Genomic DNA, 17,727 nt, shown 5'->3' with positions numbered 1-17,727 from the left:
AGAAATATCCTCCTCAGAATGTAAGTTAATAGTAGTAGTTTGAGTACCCAACATGCAGCAAGCTGCAGATTGGGCATACAAACTATTTATACTTGATTAAAGGTCAAAATTCAATTATTGGCCTTTATTTTTCTTGATAATTTCTTCAGCGATGGATTTCGGCACTTCTTCGTAGTGGTCGAAGTGCATAGAGAACACACCGCGTCCTTGCGTGTTCGAACGCAAGTTTGTTGCATAACCGAACATTTCAGAAAGTGGAACCATTGCACGGACCACTTGCGCGTTACCGCGAGCATCCATACCTTCTACGCGTCCACGGCGAGACGTAACGTCACCCATGATGTCGCCAAGGTATTCCTCAGGGATTACAATTTCAACTTTCATGATCGGCTCAAGGATTACCGGGTTAACTTTCGATACAGCGTTTTTCAGTGCCATAGAAGCGGCTACTTTAAATGCCATCTCGTTGGAGTCAACATCATGGTAAGATCCGTCGAACAATTTCGCTTTAATGTCGATCAATGGATAACCGGCAACAACACCGTTATCAAGAGAGTCGCGAAGACCCGCTTCAACTGCTGGGATGTATTCACGTGGAACAACACCGCCGACAATCGCATTTTCGAATTCAAAGCCAGCGCCTTCTTCGTTTGGAGCGAATTCGATCCAAACGTGTCCGAACTGACCACGGCCACCGGATTGACGTACGAACTTACCTTCAACTTTTGCAGACTGGCGGAATGTCTCACGGTAAGATACCTGAGGAGCTCCGACATTTGCTTCAACGTTGAATTCACGTTTCATACGGTCAACGAGGATATCAAGGTGAAGTTCACCCATACCAGCGATAATCGTTTGACCAGTTTCCTGATCTGTGTGCGCACGGAAAGTCGGGTCTTCTTCTTGCAATTTCGCAAGGGCTTGGCCCATCTTGTCCTGGTCCGCTTTGGATTTCGGCTCTACTGAAAGTGAGATAACCGGTTCCGGGAAGACCATGCGCTCAAGAATTACTTGGTCTTTTTCGTCGCATAGCGTATCACCTGTTGAAGTATCTTTCAGGCCGATCGCAGCAGCGATGTCTCCGCAATATACTTCAGCGATCTCTTCACGGGAGTTTGCGTGCATTTGCAGGATACGTCCTACGCGCTCACGCTTGCCTTTAGAAGAGTTCTGAACGTATGAACCAGATTTCAAAGTACCGGAATAAACACGGAAGAACGTCAATTTCCCTACATATGGGTCTGTCATTACTTTAAATGCCAGAGCAGAGAAAGGCTCGTCTTCAGATGCTTTACGCAATACTTCTTCGTCTGAATCCGGACGGACCGCTGTCATTGGCGGAACGTCTAGTGGAGATGGAAGGTAGTCAATTACTGCGTCGAGCATCAATTGAACACCTTTGTTTTTGAAAGCAGTTCCGCAAACTACTGGGTAGAACTCAACGTCAAGCGTTCCTTTACGGATTGCAGCTTTAAGTTCGTCAACAGTAAGTTCTTCGCCGCCAAGGTATTTTTCCATCAAGTCTTCATCAAGCTCAGCGACTGCTTCTACCAATTTCGTGTGGTATTCTTCCGCTTGCTCTTTATACTCTTCAGGAATTTCCCCTTCAGTGATTTCAGTTCCCAAATCGTTTGCGTAGAAACGTGCGTTCATGTTTACAAGGTCAATGATCCCTGAGAACTCATCTTCTGCGCCGATTGGCAATTGAATCGGGTGTGCGTTAGCTTGCAGGCGATCATGAAGAGTGCCTACTGAATACAGGAAGTCTGCACCGATTTTATCCATCTTGTTGATGAATACGATACGAGGAACCCCATATGTTGTCGCTTGACGCCATACAGTTTCTGTTTGCGGCTCAACGCCTGATTGGGCATCAAGAACCGTAACAGCACCATCAAGTACGCGCAATGAACGTTCAACTTCAACCGTGAAGTCTACGTGTCCTGGAGTATCGATGATGTTTACGCGGTGGCCTTCCCATGCAGCTGTTGTCGCAGCAGATGTGATCGTGATTCCACGCTCTTGCTCCTGCTCCATCCAGTCCATTTGAGAAGCACCTTCGTGCGTTTCGCCGATTTTGTGGATACGGCCTGTGTAATACAAAATACGCTCCGTAGTAGTCGTTTTACCGGCATCGATGTGAGCCATGATTCCGATATTACGTGTATGGTCTAAGGAGAACTCTCTAGGCATATGGTCTTTCTCCTTCCGTCTTGAAATAAGATTTTAAGTTTCGCAAGAAATTACCAGCGGTAATGAGCAAATGCTTTGTTGGCTTCTGCCATTTTGTGGATATCTTCGCGTTTTTTAACGGAAGCACCAGTGTTGTTGGCTGCATCTAGGATTTCGTTAGCTAGACGCTCTTCCATCGTTTTCTCCCCACGAAGACGTGAGTAGTTCACTAGGTAGCGAAGTCCAAGAGTCGTACGGCGTTCTGGACGAACTTCAACTGGTACTTGGTAGTTGGCACCACCAACGCGGCGAGCGCGAACTTCAAGAACCGGCATGATGTTTTCCAAAGCTTGTTCGAATACTTCGATCGGATCTTTCCCGCTGCGTTCTTTAATTAGTTCGAACGCACCGTAGAGGATCTTTTGAGAAGTACCTCTTTTTCCGTCGACCATCATTTTGTTAATCAAACGAGTTACCAATTTCGAACTATAAATCGGATCTGGCAACACGTCACGTTTAGCTACAGGACCTTTACGAGGCATGTATGTTCCTCCTTTCAACGAAAACTATCGTTAATTCATTGTTATTATTTTTTTGCTTTAGGGCGTTTTGTTCCATATTTAGAGCGTCCTTGCATACGGCCGTTTACTCCAGCAGTATCAAGTGCGCCGCGTACAACATGGTAACGTACACCCGGAAGGTCTTTTACGCGACCGCCGCGGATAAGAACAACACTGTGCTCTTGAAGGTTGTGGCCTTCACCGCCGATATATGCGTTGACCTCAATTTGGTTTGTCAAACGTACACGCGCGTATTTACGCAATGCGGAGTTTGGTTTCTTTGGTGTCATCGTTCCAACACGTGTGCAGACGCCGCGTTTTTGCGGAGAGCTCAAGTTAGTCTGTGACTTTTTGAAGCTGTTATACCCCTTGTTCAACGCTGGTGAGTCTGATTTAGTGCTTTTCGGTTTACGAGGCTTGTTAACCAATTGGTTAATTGTAGGCATCGATTTTTCCTCCTCTCAAAAGGTGTTCTAATACCACATATCCAGGTGGTTCATTTTTGGGTAAAAAACAAAGTCTTTGTGATTTCACACAAAAACCGGTATCCAGTAATGCCATCATGGCTGCATCCAGAAAAGCTGAATGCTTTTACTGTTTTGCTTAGTACCTGACGATCATGCTCCTGACATGCAGAGATCGATAATCATCAACCTTTAATATACTATCATTCCTTAACTGCAACTGTCAACTGGAATTCCAAAAAAAATCCCGGAGAGCTGGATGCTCTTCCGGGATTTGTTTTTCTAGCTTATGATTCGCTTCCGACAATCTCTTCTTGCTCGGCTTTTTCGCTTTGCTCGATTTCGATCTGGCGGTAGCGTTGCATGCCAGTACCTGCAGGAACCAATTTCCCGATGATGACATTCTCTTTAAGCCCGAGAAGCTCGTCGCGTTTTCCTTTGATCGCCGCATCGGTAAGGACACGTGTCGTTTCTTGGAAGGACGCAGCAGACAAGAACGATTCTGTTTCGAGGGAAGCTTTCGTGATCCCAAGGATGACAGGTCGGCTAGTTGCTGGCATATTGCCGGCAAGGACTGCTTTTTCGTTCGCTTCTGTGAACTGATGAATATCAAGAAGGGAGCCTGGCAGCAAGTCGGTATCTCCGGCTTCAATGACGCGAACTTTACGGAACATTTGACGGACCATAACTTCAACGTGCTTATCGCCGATTTCTACCCCTTGCATGCGGTAAACTTTTTGAACTTCTTTCAATAGATACAACTGGACAGATTGAACTTCCTTGACCTGAAGCAATTGCTTCGGATCGATAGAACCGTCCGTCAGCACTTCACCGCGCTTGATCGTATCATCTACTTGGACTTTCAAGCGAGCATTATAAGGTGCCAAGTATTTGCGTGTTTCCACATCGCCTTGAATCGTGATTTCCTTCTGGCCTTCACGGATTTCATCAATCTCGGTAATGGTACCGGTGATTTCAGAAATGACGGCTTGCCCTTTCGGATTTCTGGATTCGAAGATTTCCTGGATACGCGGCAAACCTTGTGTGATATCGTCTCCTGCTACGCCGCCTGTGTGGAATGTACGCATCGTGAGCTGTGTACCTGGCTCACCGATGGACTGGGCAGCGATGATTCCGACTGCTTCGCCAACTTCCACTTCGTCGCCTGTAGCAAGGTTCGTACCGTAGCATTTTTTGCAAATGCCGTGTTTTGTATTACATGTGAAGGCAGAGCGGATCGTCACTTCTTCAATTCCGGCTTCCACTACGAGGCGGGCCAGGTCTTGAGTGATGAGTGCGTCTCTTTCCACAATGACTTCTTTTGTTTCCGGATGGCGAATCGTCTTCTTCGCATGGCGGCCGATGATCCGTTCTTCCAGTTCTTCGATAACTTCCGTGCCTTCCATGAGGGCGCCAACAAGCAGGCCACGGTCAGTTCCGCAATCATTTTCACGGACAATCGCATCTTGTGCAACATCGACAAGACGGCGAGTCAAGTAACCGGAGTCAGCGGTTTTCAGCGCTGTATCGGCAAGGCCTTTACGTGCACCGTGAGTCGAGATGAAGTATTCGAGTACCGTCAGACCTTCACGGAAGGAAGATTTGATCGGAAGTTCGATGATGCGGCCGGCCGGGTTGGCCATGAGTCCGCGCATACCCGCAAGCTGCGTGAAGTTGGACGCGTTACCACGCGCTCCGGAATCACTCATCATATAAATCGGGTTAAGCGTATCAAGGGATGCCATCAGTTTTTCCTGGATGATATCTTTTGCGTTGCTCCAATACGAGATAACGCGTGTGTAGCGCTCTTCTTCCGTAATCAATCCACGGCGGAACTGCTTCATCACTTTATCTACATTGTTTTGAGCTTCGACTAAGATTTCACCTTTGTCAGGCAAGACGACGATATCCGCCACACCAACCGTGATGCCGGCTTGTGTCGAATATTTGAATCCAAGGCTCTTCATGCGGTCAAGCATACGGGAAGTTTCCGTAATATGGAAACGTTTGAACACTTCTGCGATGATTTCACCAAGGATTTTCTTCTTGAACGGCGTTACAAGTTCTGACTCCTGGATATGCTTGCGGACATCCGTCGTTGTTGGGACGAAGTATTTCGCTGGCGTTTCCACTTGCAAGTTGTAATCGGTCGGTTCATTGATATAAGGGAACGATTTCGGAAGAATTTCATTGAAAATGACTTTCCCGACCGTAGTCAAAAGAAGCATTTTGTTTTGTTCTTCCGTAAACGTTGGGTTATTGACGGAATTTGCCTGAACGGCAATGCGCGTGTGCAAATGCACATGCCCAGTTTGATAGGCAATCAAAACTTCTTCAGGACCGGAGAACGTAGCCCCTTCGCCTGTTGCGCCTTTGCGCTCAAGCGTCAAGTAGTAGTTTCCAAGAACCATATCCTGAGAAGGCGTTACGACCGGTTTTCCGTCTTTCGGGTTCAAGATGTTCTGCGCTGCTAGCATAAGAAGACGGGCTTCCGCTTGTGCTTCAGACGAAAGCGGTACGTGAACAGCCATTTGGTCACCATCAAAGTCAGCGTTATAAGCTGTACAAACGAGCGGGTGAAGGCGGATGGCCTTGCCTTCAACGAGTGTCGGCTCAAACGCTTGGATACCGAGTCGGTGAAGCGTCGGTGCGCGGTTCAAGAGAACCGGATGCTCCTTGATGACATCTTCCAGTACGTCCCAAACTTCCGAATGGAGACGCTCGATTTTACGCTTCGCGCTCTTGATGTTATGAGCAAGCCCACGTTCAACCAATTCTTTCATGACGAACGGCTTAAAGAGTTCAATCGCCATGCCCTTCGGCAGGCCGCATTGATACATCTTCAAGTTCGGGCCGACGACGATTACAGAACGTCCGGAATAATCGACACGTTTTCCGAGCAAGTTCTGGCGGAAGCGTCCTTGTTTCCCTTTCAACATGTGAGAAAGAGATTTCAACGGACGGTTACCAGGTCCTGTAACCGGACGGCCGCGACGGCCATTGTCGATCAACGCATCGACCGCTTCTTGAAGCATGCGTTTTTCGTTCTGGACGATGATGCTTGGCGCACCAAGGTCAAGCAAACGCTTGAGGCGGTTGTTGCGGTTGATGACACGGCGGTAAAGGTCGTTCAAATCAGAAGTCGCAAAACGGCCGCCGTCAAGCTGAACCATCGGACGCAATTCCGGCGGGATAACCGGAAGGACGTCCAAGATCATCCAGTCCGGGTTGTTGCCGGAGTTGCGGAAAGACTCAACTACTTCAAGGCGTTTGATCGCACGTGTGCGGCGCTGGCCTTGAGCAGATTTAAGTTCTTCCTTCAATGCATCGGTTTCGCGCTCCAAGTCAATTTCCTGAAGCAAACGTTTGATCGCTTCAGCACCCATTGCAGCTTGGAATTTCTTGCCGAATTTATCGCGGTATGCGCGATATTCTTTTTCGGAAAGAAGTTGTTTTTTCTCGAGCGGCGTATCTGCCGGGTCGATCACTACATACGAAGCGAAGTAGATAACTTCTTCCAAAGAACGCGGGGACATATCCAAGATAAGGCCCATGCGGCTAGGGATTCCTTTAAAATACCAAATATGGGAAACCGGTGCTGCAAGCTCGATATGGCCCATGCGCTCACGGCGCACTTTTGAACGGGTCACTTCTACGCCACAGCGGTCACAGACTACGCCTTTATAACGGACGCGTTTGTATTTTCCGCAATGGCATTCCCAATCTTTTGTAGGACCGAAAATACGTTCACAGAACAAACCGTCTTTTTCAGGCTTTAACGTACGGTAGTTGATTGTTTCTGGTTTCTTGACTTCCCCATAGGACCATGAGCGAATTTTATCGGGTGATGCCAATCCGATTTTCATATACTCAAAATTATTTACATCTATCAAGGAGCCTACCTCCCTTTTGTCTCGAGTTTCTGTACGGCTCTTCCTCGTTTATGGCTGAATCGATAAGTTTCCGCCCGGCGCTGTGCCGGACGGTTTCTTCTATATATACGTTATTCAATCGTGCCTACTGGTGATTCTTCGTCAGCGATTGGCAAGATGTTCAGTGAATCTGCAGGTTGAAGATCGTCTTCTTCATCCAAATCGCGCAATTCGATTTCTTCATCGTCGATTGTGAGCATTTTGACGTCCATACCCAAACTCTGAAGCTCTTTGATCAATACTTTGAATGATTCCGGAACGCTTGGTTCTGGAACACTTTCGCCTTTGACAATAGCTTCATACGTTTTCACACGGCCGACCACGTCATCTGATTTCACCGTCAAGATTTCCTGGAGGGTATGCGCAGCACCGTATGCTTCAAGTGCCCAAACTTCCATCTCCCCGAAACGCTGACCGCCAAATTGCGCTTTACCGCCAAGTGGCTGCTGTGTAACGAGCGAGTATGGCCCGGTTGAACGTGCATGGAGTTTATCGTCAACCATGTGTGCCAGTTTGATCATGTACATGATCCCGACAGATACGCGGTTGTCGAATGGCTCACCGGAGCGGCCATCATAAAGGATGGTTTTTCCGTCGCGCGGCATTCCGGCTTCTTCCATCGTTTCCCAGACATCTTCTTCATTCGCGCCATCGAATACCGATGAAGCCATGTGAAGGCCAAGAGAACGGGAAGCCATGCCCAAGTGAAGTTCAAGCACCTGCCCGATGTTCATACGGGAAGGAACACCAAGCGGGTTCAACATGATATCGATCGGCGTGCCATCCGGCATGAACGGCATATCTTCTTCCGGCAAGATGCGGGAGATAACACCTTTGTTCCCGTGGCGTCCGGCCATCTTGTCCCCGACGGAGATTTTCCGTTTTTGGACAATATAAGCACGGACCAATTGATTCACGCCCGGCGGCAATTCATCGCCATCTTCGCGGTTGAAGATTTTCACATCAAGCACGATCCCGCCTGCACCGTGAGGCACACGCAAGGAAGTATCGCGAACTTCACGCGCTTTTTCACCGAAGATTGCATGAAGCAGGCGTTCTTCTGCTGTCAGTTCTGTAACCCCTTTAGGCGTTACTTTACCGACCAGGATGTCGCCATCTTTCACTTCAGCACCGACACGGATAATGCCGCGGTCGTCCAAGTTGCGTAGAGCATCTTCGCCGACGTTCGGGATATCACGCGTGATTTCTTCAGGCCCGAGCTTTGTATCACGGGAATCTGATTCGTATTCTTCGATATGGATCGACGTGTAGACGTCATCTTTGACGAGGCGCTCACTCATGATGATCGCATCCTCATAGTTAAAGCCGTCCCAAGTCATGAATCCGACAAGCACGTTACGGCCAAGCGCCATTTCACCGCGTTCCATTGAAGGGCCATCAGCCAGGATATCGCGTTTTTCTACGCGGTCGCCGACTTTGACAATCGGGCGCTGGTTGTAGCTGGTACCTTGGTTCGAACGGATGAATTTTTGCAGGCGGTACGTATCCACATCGCCTTTGACTTCATTGCCTTCTACGTTTTCGATGCGGCGAACGCGGATCTCTTTTGCCTCCACGTATTCGACAATTCCGCCATACTTCGCGATCACGGCAGCACCGGAATCACGTGCAGCTAAATGTTCCATGCCGGTTCCGACAAATGGAGCTTCCGGATTCAATAGAGGCACAGCTTGACGCTGCATGTTCGCTCCCATCAACGCACGGTTGGAGTCATCGTTTTCAAGGAACGGGATACAAGCAGTCGCAACCGACACGACTTGTTTTGGAGAAACGTCCATATAATCGATGCTCGAGCGGCTGTAGACGGTGTTCTCACCGCGGAAGCGTGCAACGACTTCTTCTTCGACAAACGATCCGTCTTCATTCAAGCGTGAGTTCGCCTGTGCGACGACATAGTTGTCTTCTTCATCAGCCGTTAGATAATCGATCTGGTCGGTGACTTTATTCGTCTCCGGATCGACGCGGCGATAAGGTGTTTCGATGAATCCGAATTTATTCACTTTCGCAAATGTTGAAAGCGTGTTGATCAAGCCGATGTTCGGGCCCTCAGGCGTTTCGATCGGGCACATGCGGCCATAGTGGGAGTAGTGAACGTCACGCACTTCAAAACCGGCGCGCTCACGCGTCAAACCACCGGGCCCAAGCGCAGATAGACGGCGTTTATGCGTCAATTCAGCAAGCGGGTTCGTTTGGTCCATGAACTGCGACAACTGGGAGCTGCCGAAGAACTCTTTAATCGATGCAATAACCGGGCGGATATTGATCAATTGCTGAGGTACGATCGATTGCGTGTCATTAATTGACATACGCTCGCGCACAACACGTTCCATACGGGACAAGCCGATACGGAATTGATTCTGCAGAAGTTCGCCAACTGAACGCAAACGGCGGTTACCAAGGTGGTCGATATCATCTGTATTGCCGACGCCATGCAGCAAGTTGAAGAAATAGCTGATAGACGAGATGATATCTGCAGGCGTTACGTTTTTGATCTTGTCTTCGATATATGCATTGCTGATGACGGTAATTTCTTTTTGTTCATCGTCATTCGGCGCATAGATTTTAATGGATTGGAGTGTCACGTCGTCTTCAAGCACGCCTCCAGCTTGGGAAACGGTATGGAAACCGACTCCATTTTCCAGATTAGGGATCAGGCGGTCAAGGACACGGCGGTCAATAACAGTTCCAGCTTCTACTAAAATTTCGCCCGTTTCAGGATCGACAAGCGTTTCTGCAATCGTCTGATTGAACAAGCGGTTTTTAATATGAAGCTTTTTGTTCATCTTGTAGCGGCCGACATTCGCCAAATCGTAGCGTTTTGGGTCGAAGAAACGCGAGTAGAGCAAGCTCTTTGCGCTTTCTACTGTCGGTGGCTCTCCAGGGCGTAGGCGCTCATAAATCTCAAGAAGCGCTTTCTCCGTGTTTTCAGTATTGTCTTTTTCCAATGTGTTCTGCAAATACTCGTTATCGCCGAGCAAGTCAATGATTTCCTGGTCGGAACCAAAGCCTAGCGCACGCAAAAGAACCGTCACAGGCAATTTGCGGGTGCGGTCGATGCGTACGTATACGACATCTTTTGCATCGGTTTCATATTCAAGCCATGCACCACGGTTTGGAATGACAGTGGCACCAAAACCACGTTTGCCGTTTTTATCTGTCTTGTCGTGGAAATAGACGCTTGGTGAGCGTACTAATTGCGAAACGATGACGCGTTCAGCGCCATTGATGACAAAAGTTCCAGTTTCTGTCATCAATGGGAAGTCACCCATGAAGACGTCCTGTTCTTTCACTTCATCCGTTTCTTTGTTGTGAAGGCGCACTTTTACACGCAGTGGCGCTGCGTAAGTGACGTCCCGTTCTTTCGATTCATCAACCGGGTACTTAGGATCCGCTAGGCTGTAGTCGACGAATTCCAAGGAAAGGTTCCCTGTGAAATCTTCGATTGGTGAAATGTCGCGGAACATTTCACGAAGCCCTTCTTCTAAGAACCATTCGTAAGAAGACGATTGGATCTCAATCAGATTCGGGAGATCTAGAACTTCACTGATTCTCGAAAAACTTCTGCGTTGACGATGCTGACCGTACTGAACTAGTTGACCTGTCAACTTATTCACCCCTCAATAAAACGATTATAGGACTTTGCGATATCTGTAAAATAGTGTATGATATCGAAAAGACAAAAAGAAAACGAGACCGCATATGAGCTCATTTTCGGTTTACACATGTAAAGATCGGCCGTCATGCTCTGCCCGAAAAAGGGCAAACGACCTCAAAATAATATTTTTGCATTTCATTATAATATCACAGGCATTTTGTCAAGTCAAACTTTTCTGGCCTCGAAAATAAAGTAACCTTTCTTCTTATCGGCTACCCGGACGTTGCCGAACAACCCCTGTAATTTCTCCTGCGTCGAAGGGGCACCTTGTTTTTTCTGGATGACAACCCATAACGACCCTGAATCCGCGAGTTTCGCGTATGCTTCCTCGTAGAAACGGAAAATCGTTTCTTTTCCCGCCCGGATCGGCGGGTTTGTCAGGATAGCGCCGAACCCTTCCTGCTTAACATTCGACAGCCCATCACTTTCATAGACCGAAACATTTTCTACGCCGTTCACGACGGTGTTTTTTTGTGCGAGTTCAATGGCTCTGGCGTTAATGTCCACCATGTGCACATGCCTTTGTGGAAATGCTTTGGCGATAGCCATTCCGATCGGTCCATACCCGCAGCCTACATCGAGGATAGGCCCTTCTATAACTGGTTCATCAAACGCCTCAATCAATAGCCGCGAACCGAAGTCGACATCATTTTTGCTGAAAACGCCTGAATCCGTTTGAAACCGGAACGTCTCGCCCCGCAATGTGTAGGTCCACTCTTGGGGTTTGCTTTTAGTTTGAGGATTTTTGGAATAATAATGCTGGGACATACGGAGCCCTCCTTCTATCATACAATCACAAAGTTCTCGCCGGATTGAATTTAAAAAGAAGAAAAAGCCCGTCGGTAAATACTGACGAGCTTTCTTTCTTATTGTGAAATTATCTTATTTGAATTCTACAGAAGCGCCAACTTCTTCGAGTTTAGCTTTGATTTCTTCAGCTTCTTCTTTAGATGCGCCTTCTTTAAGAGCTTTAGGAGCTTCGTCAACAAGACCTTTCGCTTCTTTCAGGCCAAGACCTGTAACTTCGCGAACGACTTTGATGACTTTGATTTTTTGGTCGCCAGCAGAAGCTAGGACTACGTCGAATTCAGTTTGCTCTGCTTCAGCAGCGCCACCAGCAGCAGCTGCAGCAACTGGAGCAGCAGCAGTTACGCCGAACTCGTCTTCGATTGCTTTTACTAGGTCGTTAAGTTGAAGAACTGTCATTTCTTTGATTGCGTCTAGAATTTGTTCTTGTGTCATTATAATTTCCTCCTATGATAGGTAATTTTTTGGTGATGCTCAGGATGCTAAGAGATTAAGCGCCCTGTTCTTCTTTTTGGTCTGCAACTGCTTTGGTTGTAGCAGCGAAGTTGCGGACTGGAGCCTGTAGTACGCTGAGTAGCATAGACAATAGGCCATCGCGTGATGGAAGTTCAGCAAGAGCTTTCATTTCATCTGCAGATGCAACATTGCCTTCGATGATACCGGCTTTGATTTCTAGTGCTTCGTTGTCTTTTGCGAAGTTGTTAATGATTCGCGCAGGAGCAACGACGTCTTCGTTCGAGAATGCGATAGCGTTCGGTCCTGTGAAGTGTTCGTTGATCGCTTCAAGGCCGTGAACTTCTGTCGCGCGGCGAGTCATGGAGTTTTTGTAAACTTTAAACTCGATGCCTTCCTCACGAAGCTGTTTACGAAGTTCTGTAAGTTGGGCAACGTTCAATCCGCGGTAATCAACAACGACAACAGATGCTGCAGCGTCGAATTTGTCAGCGATTGTTTGCACAACAACTTTTTTCGTTTCAATTGCTTTGCTCATGTGGGCACCTCCTATAGATTTGTCATTCATACCGTCCGTCCATAAGAAAAGCCTCTGGTCCAGTGCAGACACAGAGGCATAAAATCAGCATCAATTAAGATGGAATCTGAATTCATCATGTCCTCGGCAGGGATTCATTAAGCGGCAAGCCGCCCCTGCTGTCTGCGGTACAAATGGTTATTTCACAACTTCGCCAGTATAACGAAGTTGCGAAAGAATGTCAATATTTTATTTAACTGCTACTTTTGCAGGGTCCACTTTGACAGCAGGTCCCATAGTAGTCGTTACGTTTAGTGATTTCATGTACGTGCCTTTAGCAGCAGATGGCTTCGCTTTCAAGACCACGTCATAGATCGCTTGCAAGTTTTCAGCAAGTTTGTTGTCTTCGAAAGACACTTTGCCGATTGGCGCGTGGATGATTCCGGCTTTGTCAGCACGGTATTCCACTTTACCAGCTTTGATTTCTTGAACAGCTTTCGCTACATCAAATGTAACAGTTCCTGTTTTCGGGTTTGGCATCAAACCTTTTGGTCCAAGAACGCGCCCAAGTTTACCAACTTCGCCCATCATGTCCGGAGTTGCGACGATTACGTCGAAATCGAACCAGCCTTGTTGGATTTTTTGGATGTACTCAGCATCGCCAACGTAGTCAGCTCCTGCTTCTTCAGCTTCTTTCAGTTTGTCACCTTTAGCGAAAACCAAAACGCTTTGAGTTTTACCAGTACCGTTTGGAAGCACGACTGCCCCGCGGATTTGCTGGTCGTTTTTACGCGTGTCGATTCCTAGGCGGAAAGCGACTTCTACAGTAGCATCGAAGTTAACTGTGCTTGTTTTTTTCGCAAGTTCGATAGCTTCTTGTGCATCGTAGAGCTTAGAACGGTCGATCAATTTTGCTGCATCTTGCAGCTTTTTGCCTGTTTTAGCCATTTTAAACGTCCTCCTTGTTGTGGTCTAACGGATTGAACCTCCCACGATTAAGGGCTGCGCTGTTCGCGTTGAACTGCGCAACCCATCCAAAAACAACTTCTTGAAATTAGTCTTCGATTGTAATGCCCATGCTGCGAGCAGTACCTTCAACCATCAACATTGCAGCTTCAACTGAAGCGGCATTTAGATCTGGCATTTTAGTTTCTGCGATTTCGCGAACTTGGTCGCGTTTCACAGTCGCTACTTTATTGCGGTTCGGTTCGCCTGAACCTGATTCAATACCTGCTGCCTTCTTCAATAGAACTGCAGCTGGCGGAGTTTTCGTAATGAAAGTAAATGAACGGTCTTCAAATACCGAAATCTCAACCGGAATAATAAGTCCTGCTTGTTCAGCAGTACGCGCGTTAAATTCTTTACAGAAGCCCATGATGTTGACACCTGCTTGACCTAGTGCTGGCCCTACTGGCGGCGCCGGGTTAGCTTTTGCTGCAGGGATCTGCAATTTTACGACTTTAACTACTTTTTTAGCCACGAAACACACCTCCTTAAGTCCGTGATGTGGTAATAGGGTCGCCCCTCCCACTCATATCTGTCCGTCAACTTGATTTTCGTTGATAGAATTAATTGGTTTGTACAGATCTTGCCCTTTGGCAGCTCTGACCTATGAAATGATACCACCATTGCAAAGAAATAGCAAGGGGGCTCGTTATACTTTTTGGACCTGCTCGAAATCGAGTTCCATTTTCGTTTCGCGTCCGAAGATGTCGATCGACACTTTGACCTTGCCTTTCGTATCGTCGATCTCTTCGACTTTCCCTTGGAAGTTGGCGAATGGCCCTTCCATGACTTCGACTGTATCCGCGACCGCAAAATCGATGTCCACTTTGCGTTCGGTCATGCCCATTTGCTTGAGGATGAAGTCGACTTCTTCTTCAAGAAGCGGTGTCGGTTTCGCCCCCCGCCTGATGAACCGATAAAACCGGTCACACCCGGCGTGTTGCGGACGACATACCAGGACTCATCCGTCATGATCAATTCGACAAGCACGTAACCCGGGAAGGTTTTGCGCATCACCGTGCGTTTTTTGCCGTCCTTGAAATCTGTTTCCTGTTCTTCAGGGATGATGACGCGGAAGATCAAATCTTCCATTCCCATTGTTTCTACGCGCTTTTCCAGGTTTGCTTTCACCTTGTTTTCGTAACCGGAATACGTATGGACTACATACCAATTTTTCTCCATATTCGAGCGGACTAAGCGTCCATCCCTCCTTTTTATACAAATGAAAAAACCCGTTCCATGGAATGACGGGCTATTTTTCGTTATTCTTATGACTGTGTTACAGTGCCAGGAACCAACGGAATAATTCCGATATGCCGGTATCGATCAATGCGAAGAAAAGAGCCATGAAGATGACCGTTGACAGGACGACGATTGTGTAGCGCGTCAATTCCTTGCGTCTTGGCCAGCTGACTTTTCTCATTTCCGAAACGACATTTTTAAAGAAATCGCCAATGTTACCCATTATCGTAAAAACCTCCGAATTTCAAAATCACTCTATATCGTCCGGCATTCAAAGCATGATTATTTCGTCTGTTTATGCACGGTATGCTCGTTGCAGTGAGCACAGAATTTTTTGAGTTCCAAACGTGTGCTTGAATCCGCTTTCGCAGGTACCGTATAGTTACGGGAAGCACATTTCGAGCAGCTCAACACGATTTTTTTAGCCATTTTTCTCACCTTGCTCTATTTTACAGCTTTTTCAAGAGTATCATCATAAAAACTTGCTGTCAATAGTACTTACGAGGACCGGCTTTCACTCGCCTGCAAATGCCGCTCAAGTTTCCGCTTGACCCGCTGCAGGGCATTGTCGATTGATTTTACATGCCGCTCCAGCTTTTCAGAGATTTCCTGATAAGACTGCCCATCGAGATACAGCGTCAGTACTTCCCGTTCCAGTTCGCTCAGGACTTCATCCATTTTGCCTTCCATATAACGGAATTCTTCATTGTGGATCATCAGCTCTTCCGGATCATCCGCGCCGCTTCCGGCGAGTACATCCATCAATGTCCTGTCCGACTCTTCATCATAAATTGGCTTATCAAGAGAGACATAGGAATTTAGCGGTATGTGCTTTTGGCGGGTGGCTGTCTTGATCGCGGTGATGATCTGGCGGACGATGCACAGCTCCGCGAATGCGCGGAATGAAGACAATTTATCGCTCCTGAAGTCGCGAATGGCTTTATACAAGCCGATCATTCCTTCCTGGATGATGTCTTCCTTATCTGCGCCAATGAGAAAATAGGAACGGGCTTTCATCCGCACAAACGGACGGAACTTGGTGATGAGAAAATCCAAGGCTTCCGTATTGCCGCTATGGACCAGACCGACAAGTTCTTCATCTGCCATTTCAGTAAAGTTACGGTTGCGAACTTGCTCAAAATTTTCCACGGGTGATCCCTCCGATTGGGTGAGCCTCGATATTTCCAGTATACAGGAAGAAAAATTTGAGCGTCAACAGTTCATTTAAGGCCGCGGCGCCATTTTTCAAAAATTTCTGCCACTTCCCCCTTGAGCGGGATTTTGGAAATGGAACGTTGCTCTTGAATCTCCCGCACTTTTTTGGCAATGCGCTTGTCGATTTCCTCCATTTCGATTTCCAGTTCGCGCGCAGAGATGCGCAACGCCCCTTTGGCGAAAATAACCCATTGTTCGGTTGAATCGGATGTGGCCACGTAAATTTGGTCACGCCGGCTGTTCAGGCTGGCCGCCAGTTTCTCGATTCGTTCATCGGCCGTCTCGCTTGACCGGGTGAAGATGACCTCCACATCGCTGTGGAGGTTTTTGGCTTCGATGCCGGGCACCAGATGGGCATCGAACACAACGATTACCCGCCAGCCTTTGAATCCTTGATACTCGGCCATCCGTTCGATCAGCTTGTCGCGCGCATCCGCTAGGCGTTCTTTTTTCAACGCTTTCAGTTCTTCCCAATCGCCAATGATGTTATAGCCATCCACCAGCAGGATATTCATGGCGTCACCCGAGTGGATGGCGCTTGCGGTAGACTTCGTACATCAACAGACTCGCCGCCACCGAAGCGTTCAAGGAAGTGACATGGCCGACCATCGGCAATTGGTAGAGAAAGTCGCATTTATCGCGCAAGATGCGGCTCATGCCTTTGCCTTCGCTGCCGATGATGACGGCAAGCGGCAAGGTCGCATCCATGCGCCGGTAATCCACCGATTCTTTGGCGTCGGTGCCGGCGATCCATACGCCGCGTTTTTTCAATTCATCGACCGTTTGCGATAAATTATTCACGCGCACGACCGGCACGTGTTCGATCGCCCCGGTCGATGATTTCGCAACGACGCCGGTCAAGCCCACTGCACGGCGCTGCGGGATGATTAAGCCATGGGCGCCGACTGCATCTGCCGTACGCATGATCGACCCAAGATTATGCGGGTCTTCCAATTCATCGAGGATAAGGAAGAACGGATCTTCTTGCTTGTCCTGGGCTTTTGCGAACAACTCTTCCAGTTCTGCATAGCGGTAAGCCGCGACTGCAGCGGCGATTCCTTGATGGTTCGTGTCGGTCAATCCATCGATTTTCTTTTTCGGGACGAATTGCACCAGCACCTTCTGCTCTTTCGCCAATTGCAGAAGTTCTGCAATGCCCTTTTTCTGGACGCCTTCCGCGATCCAGATTTTATTGATGTCGCGCTTGGCGCGCAATGCTTCTAGCACCGGGTTCTTGCCTCCGATGATTTCAGGCGTCTGCTCTGTCATTTGACCACTCCTCTCGGCTCTTCGGCGATGCTGATCGCGTAATTGATCAATTCATCCAGCCGCTCCTGCTCTTCTTTTAAATACAGCCAGCCGAGCACCGCTTCAAAGGCGGTGCTGAAATTATAAGTCTGGACATCGGTATTCCTCGGCACTGAACCGGATTTTGCGTTGCGGCCCCGCCGCATGACGGCAAGTTCCGTTTCTGTCAGGACGCCTTCATCGACAAAACGCTTCAAAATGAGCGCCTGGGACTTCGCCGAAACGAATGCCGTGGACGACCGGTGAAGGATATTCGGCTTGACGCGGCCTGCGTGGAGCAGATGTGCACGCACCGCTGTCTCATAAACGGCATCGCCCATATAAGCAAGTGCCAAGGCATTCAATTGGTCAACATCTTGTTTTCTCAATGCCATGC

The 17,727-nt window shown here is 48.1% G+C and carries 16 protein-coding genes, 1 pseudogene and 1 other annotated feature; all 17 genes and pseudogenes read right to left on the bottom strand.

The features are described from left to right. Nucleotides 1-114 precede the first annotated feature (114 nt). Nucleotides 115-2,193 carry an elongation factor G gene (fusA, locus tag BBI15_RS00605; RefSeq protein WP_068871332.1) on the bottom strand — a complete coding sequence of 693 codons (2,079 nt, stop codon included), beginning with the start codon at nt 2,191-2,193 and terminating at the stop codon, nt 115-117. A gap of 50 nt (nt 2,194-2,243) precedes the next feature. Beyond that, entirely contained in the window at nt 2,244-2,714 is a 471-nt protein-coding gene (rpsG, locus tag BBI15_RS00600; protein WP_068489151.1) for a 30S ribosomal protein S7, read from the bottom strand. Between the two features lie 44 nt (nt 2,715-2,758). Then, a complete protein-coding gene (gene rpsL, locus BBI15_RS00595; protein ID WP_058382177.1) occupies nt 2,759-3,178 on the bottom strand; it encodes a 30S ribosomal protein S12 in 420 nt (139 codons plus the stop codon). 305 nt (nt 3,179-3,483) lie between these two features. Continuing rightward, nucleotides 3,484-7,089 carry a DNA-directed RNA polymerase subunit beta' gene (gene rpoC, locus BBI15_RS00590; protein WP_068871330.1) on the bottom strand — a complete coding sequence of 1,202 codons (3,606 nt, stop codon included), beginning with the start codon at nt 7,087-7,089 and terminating at the stop codon, nt 3,484-3,486. 110 nt (nt 7,090-7,199) lie between these two features. Then, a complete protein-coding gene (rpoB, locus tag BBI15_RS00585; protein ID WP_068871328.1) occupies nt 7,200-10,754 on the bottom strand; it encodes a DNA-directed RNA polymerase subunit beta in 3,555 nt (1,184 codons plus the stop codon). Between the two features lie 215 nt (nt 10,755-10,969). Further along, complete coding sequence (locus BBI15_RS00580; protein ID WP_068871326.1) at nt 10,970-11,572, bottom strand: class I SAM-dependent methyltransferase; 603 nt, start codon at nt 11,570-11,572, stop codon at nt 10,970-10,972. Between the two features lie 114 nt (nt 11,573-11,686). Then, complete coding sequence (rplL, locus tag BBI15_RS00575; RefSeq protein ID WP_068871325.1) at nt 11,687-12,046, bottom strand: 50S ribosomal protein L7/L12; 360 nt, start codon at nt 12,044-12,046, stop codon at nt 11,687-11,689. A gap of 55 nt (nt 12,047-12,101) precedes the next feature. Next, nucleotides 12,102-12,602 (bottom strand): 50S ribosomal protein L10, encoded by a 501-nt coding sequence (rplJ, locus tag BBI15_RS00570; protein ID WP_068871323.1) that lies wholly within the window; start codon nt 12,600-12,602, stop codon nt 12,102-12,104. 35 nt (nt 12,603-12,637) lie between these two features. Beyond that, nucleotides 12,638-12,788 (bottom strand) — a sequence feature (ribosomal protein L10 leader region). Nucleotides 12,789-12,830: 42 nt separating this feature from the next. After that, entirely contained in the window at nt 12,831-13,529 is a 699-nt protein-coding gene (gene rplA, locus BBI15_RS00565) for a 50S ribosomal protein L1 (protein WP_068871321.1), read from the bottom strand. Between the two features lie 106 nt (nt 13,530-13,635). Beyond that, nucleotides 13,636-14,061, bottom strand: a complete 426-nt coding sequence (rplK, locus tag BBI15_RS00560; protein WP_058382184.1) for a 50S ribosomal protein L11 — start codon at nt 14,059-14,061, stop codon at nt 13,636-13,638. A 174-nt stretch (nt 14,062-14,235) separates the two neighbouring features. Next, nucleotides 14,236-14,768: pseudogene (nusG, locus tag BBI15_RS00555) on the bottom strand (transcription termination/antitermination protein NusG). A gap of 97 nt (nt 14,769-14,865) precedes the next feature. Next, complete coding sequence (gene secE / locus BBI15_RS00550; RefSeq protein ID WP_068871319.1) at nt 14,866-15,051, bottom strand: preprotein translocase subunit SecE; 186 nt, start codon at nt 15,049-15,051, stop codon at nt 14,866-14,868. 59 nt (nt 15,052-15,110) lie between these two features. Continuing rightward, nucleotides 15,111-15,257: a 50S ribosomal protein L33 gene (gene rpmG, locus BBI15_RS16210; protein WP_084632681.1), complete on the bottom strand. Its 147-nt coding sequence runs from the start codon at nt 15,255-15,257 to the stop codon at nt 15,111-15,113. 69 nt (nt 15,258-15,326) lie between these two features. Next, nucleotides 15,327-15,935 (bottom strand): RNA polymerase sporulation sigma factor SigH, encoded by a 609-nt coding sequence (gene sigH, locus BBI15_RS00545; protein ID WP_232787237.1) that lies wholly within the window; start codon nt 15,933-15,935, stop codon nt 15,327-15,329. 113 nt (nt 15,936-16,048) lie between these two features. Beyond that, a complete protein-coding gene (locus BBI15_RS00540; RefSeq protein ID WP_068871315.1) occupies nt 16,049-16,558 on the bottom strand; it encodes an NYN domain-containing protein in 510 nt (169 codons plus the stop codon). 4 nt (nt 16,559-16,562) lie between these two features. Further along, nucleotides 16,563-17,312 (bottom strand): 23S rRNA (guanosine(2251)-2'-O)-methyltransferase RlmB, encoded by a 750-nt coding sequence (gene rlmB, locus BBI15_RS00535; RefSeq protein ID WP_068871313.1) that lies wholly within the window; start codon nt 17,310-17,312, stop codon nt 16,563-16,565. Beyond that, entirely contained in the window at nt 17,309-17,725 is a 417-nt protein-coding gene (locus tag BBI15_RS00530; protein ID WP_068871311.1) for a Mini-ribonuclease 3, read from the bottom strand. The genes rlmB and BBI15_RS00530 overlap by 4 nt, the downstream gene beginning before the upstream one ends. Nucleotides 17,726-17,727: the final 2 nt, after the last annotated feature.

The sequence above is a fragment of the Planococcus plakortidis genome (assembly GCF_001687605.2).
Lineage (GTDB): Bacteria > Bacillota > Bacilli > Bacillales_A > Planococcaceae > Planococcus > Planococcus plakortidis.
This window is presented reverse-complemented; position numbering and strand designations above follow the sequence as displayed.

Bases quoted from the DNA above. Each gene is read 5' to 3' on its own strand.
- rplA (WP_068871321.1), bottom strand. From the start codon at position 13,529: ATGGCTAAAACAGGCAAAAAGCTGCAAGATGCAGCAAAATTGATCGAC.
- secE (WP_068871319.1), bottom strand. From the start codon at position 15,051: ATGGGTAACATTGGCGATTTCTTTAAAAATGTCGTTTCGGAAATGAGA.
- rplL (WP_068871325.1), bottom strand. From the start codon at position 12,046: ATGACACAAGAACAAATTCTAGACGCAATCAAAGAAATGACAGTTCTT.
- BBI15_RS00530 (WP_068871311.1), bottom strand. From the start codon at position 17,725: ATGGCATTGAGAAAACAAGATGTTGACCAATTGAATGCCTTGGCACTT.
- sigH (WP_232787237.1), bottom strand. From the start codon at position 15,935: ATGGCAGATGAAGAACTTGTCGGTCTGGTCCATAGCGGCAATACGGAA.
- rpmG (WP_084632681.1), bottom strand. From the start codon at position 15,257: ATGGCTAAAAAAATCGTGTTGAGCTGCTCGAAATGTGCTTCCCGTAAC.
- BBI15_RS00580 (WP_068871326.1), bottom strand. From the start codon at position 11,572: ATGTCCCAGCATTATTATTCCAAAAATCCTCAAACTAAAAGCAAACCC.
- BBI15_RS00540 (WP_068871315.1), bottom strand. From the start codon at position 16,558: ATGAATATCCTGCTGGTGGATGGCTATAACATCATTGGCGATTGGGAA.
- rplJ (WP_068871323.1), bottom strand. From the start codon at position 12,602: ATGAGCAAAGCAATTGAAACGAAAAAAGTTGTTGTGCAAACAATCGCT.
- rpsG (WP_068489151.1), bottom strand. From the start codon at position 2,714: ATGCCTCGTAAAGGTCCTGTAGCTAAACGTGACGTGTTGCCAGATCCG.
- rpsL (WP_058382177.1), bottom strand. From the start codon at position 3,178: ATGCCTACAATTAACCAATTGGTTAACAAGCCTCGTAAACCGAAAAGC.
- rlmB (WP_068871313.1), bottom strand. From the start codon at position 17,312: ATGACAGAGCAGACGCCTGAAATCATCGGAGGCAAGAACCCGGTGCTA.
- fusA (WP_068871332.1), bottom strand. From the start codon at position 2,193: ATGCCTAGAGAGTTCTCCTTAGACCATACACGTAATATCGGAATCATG.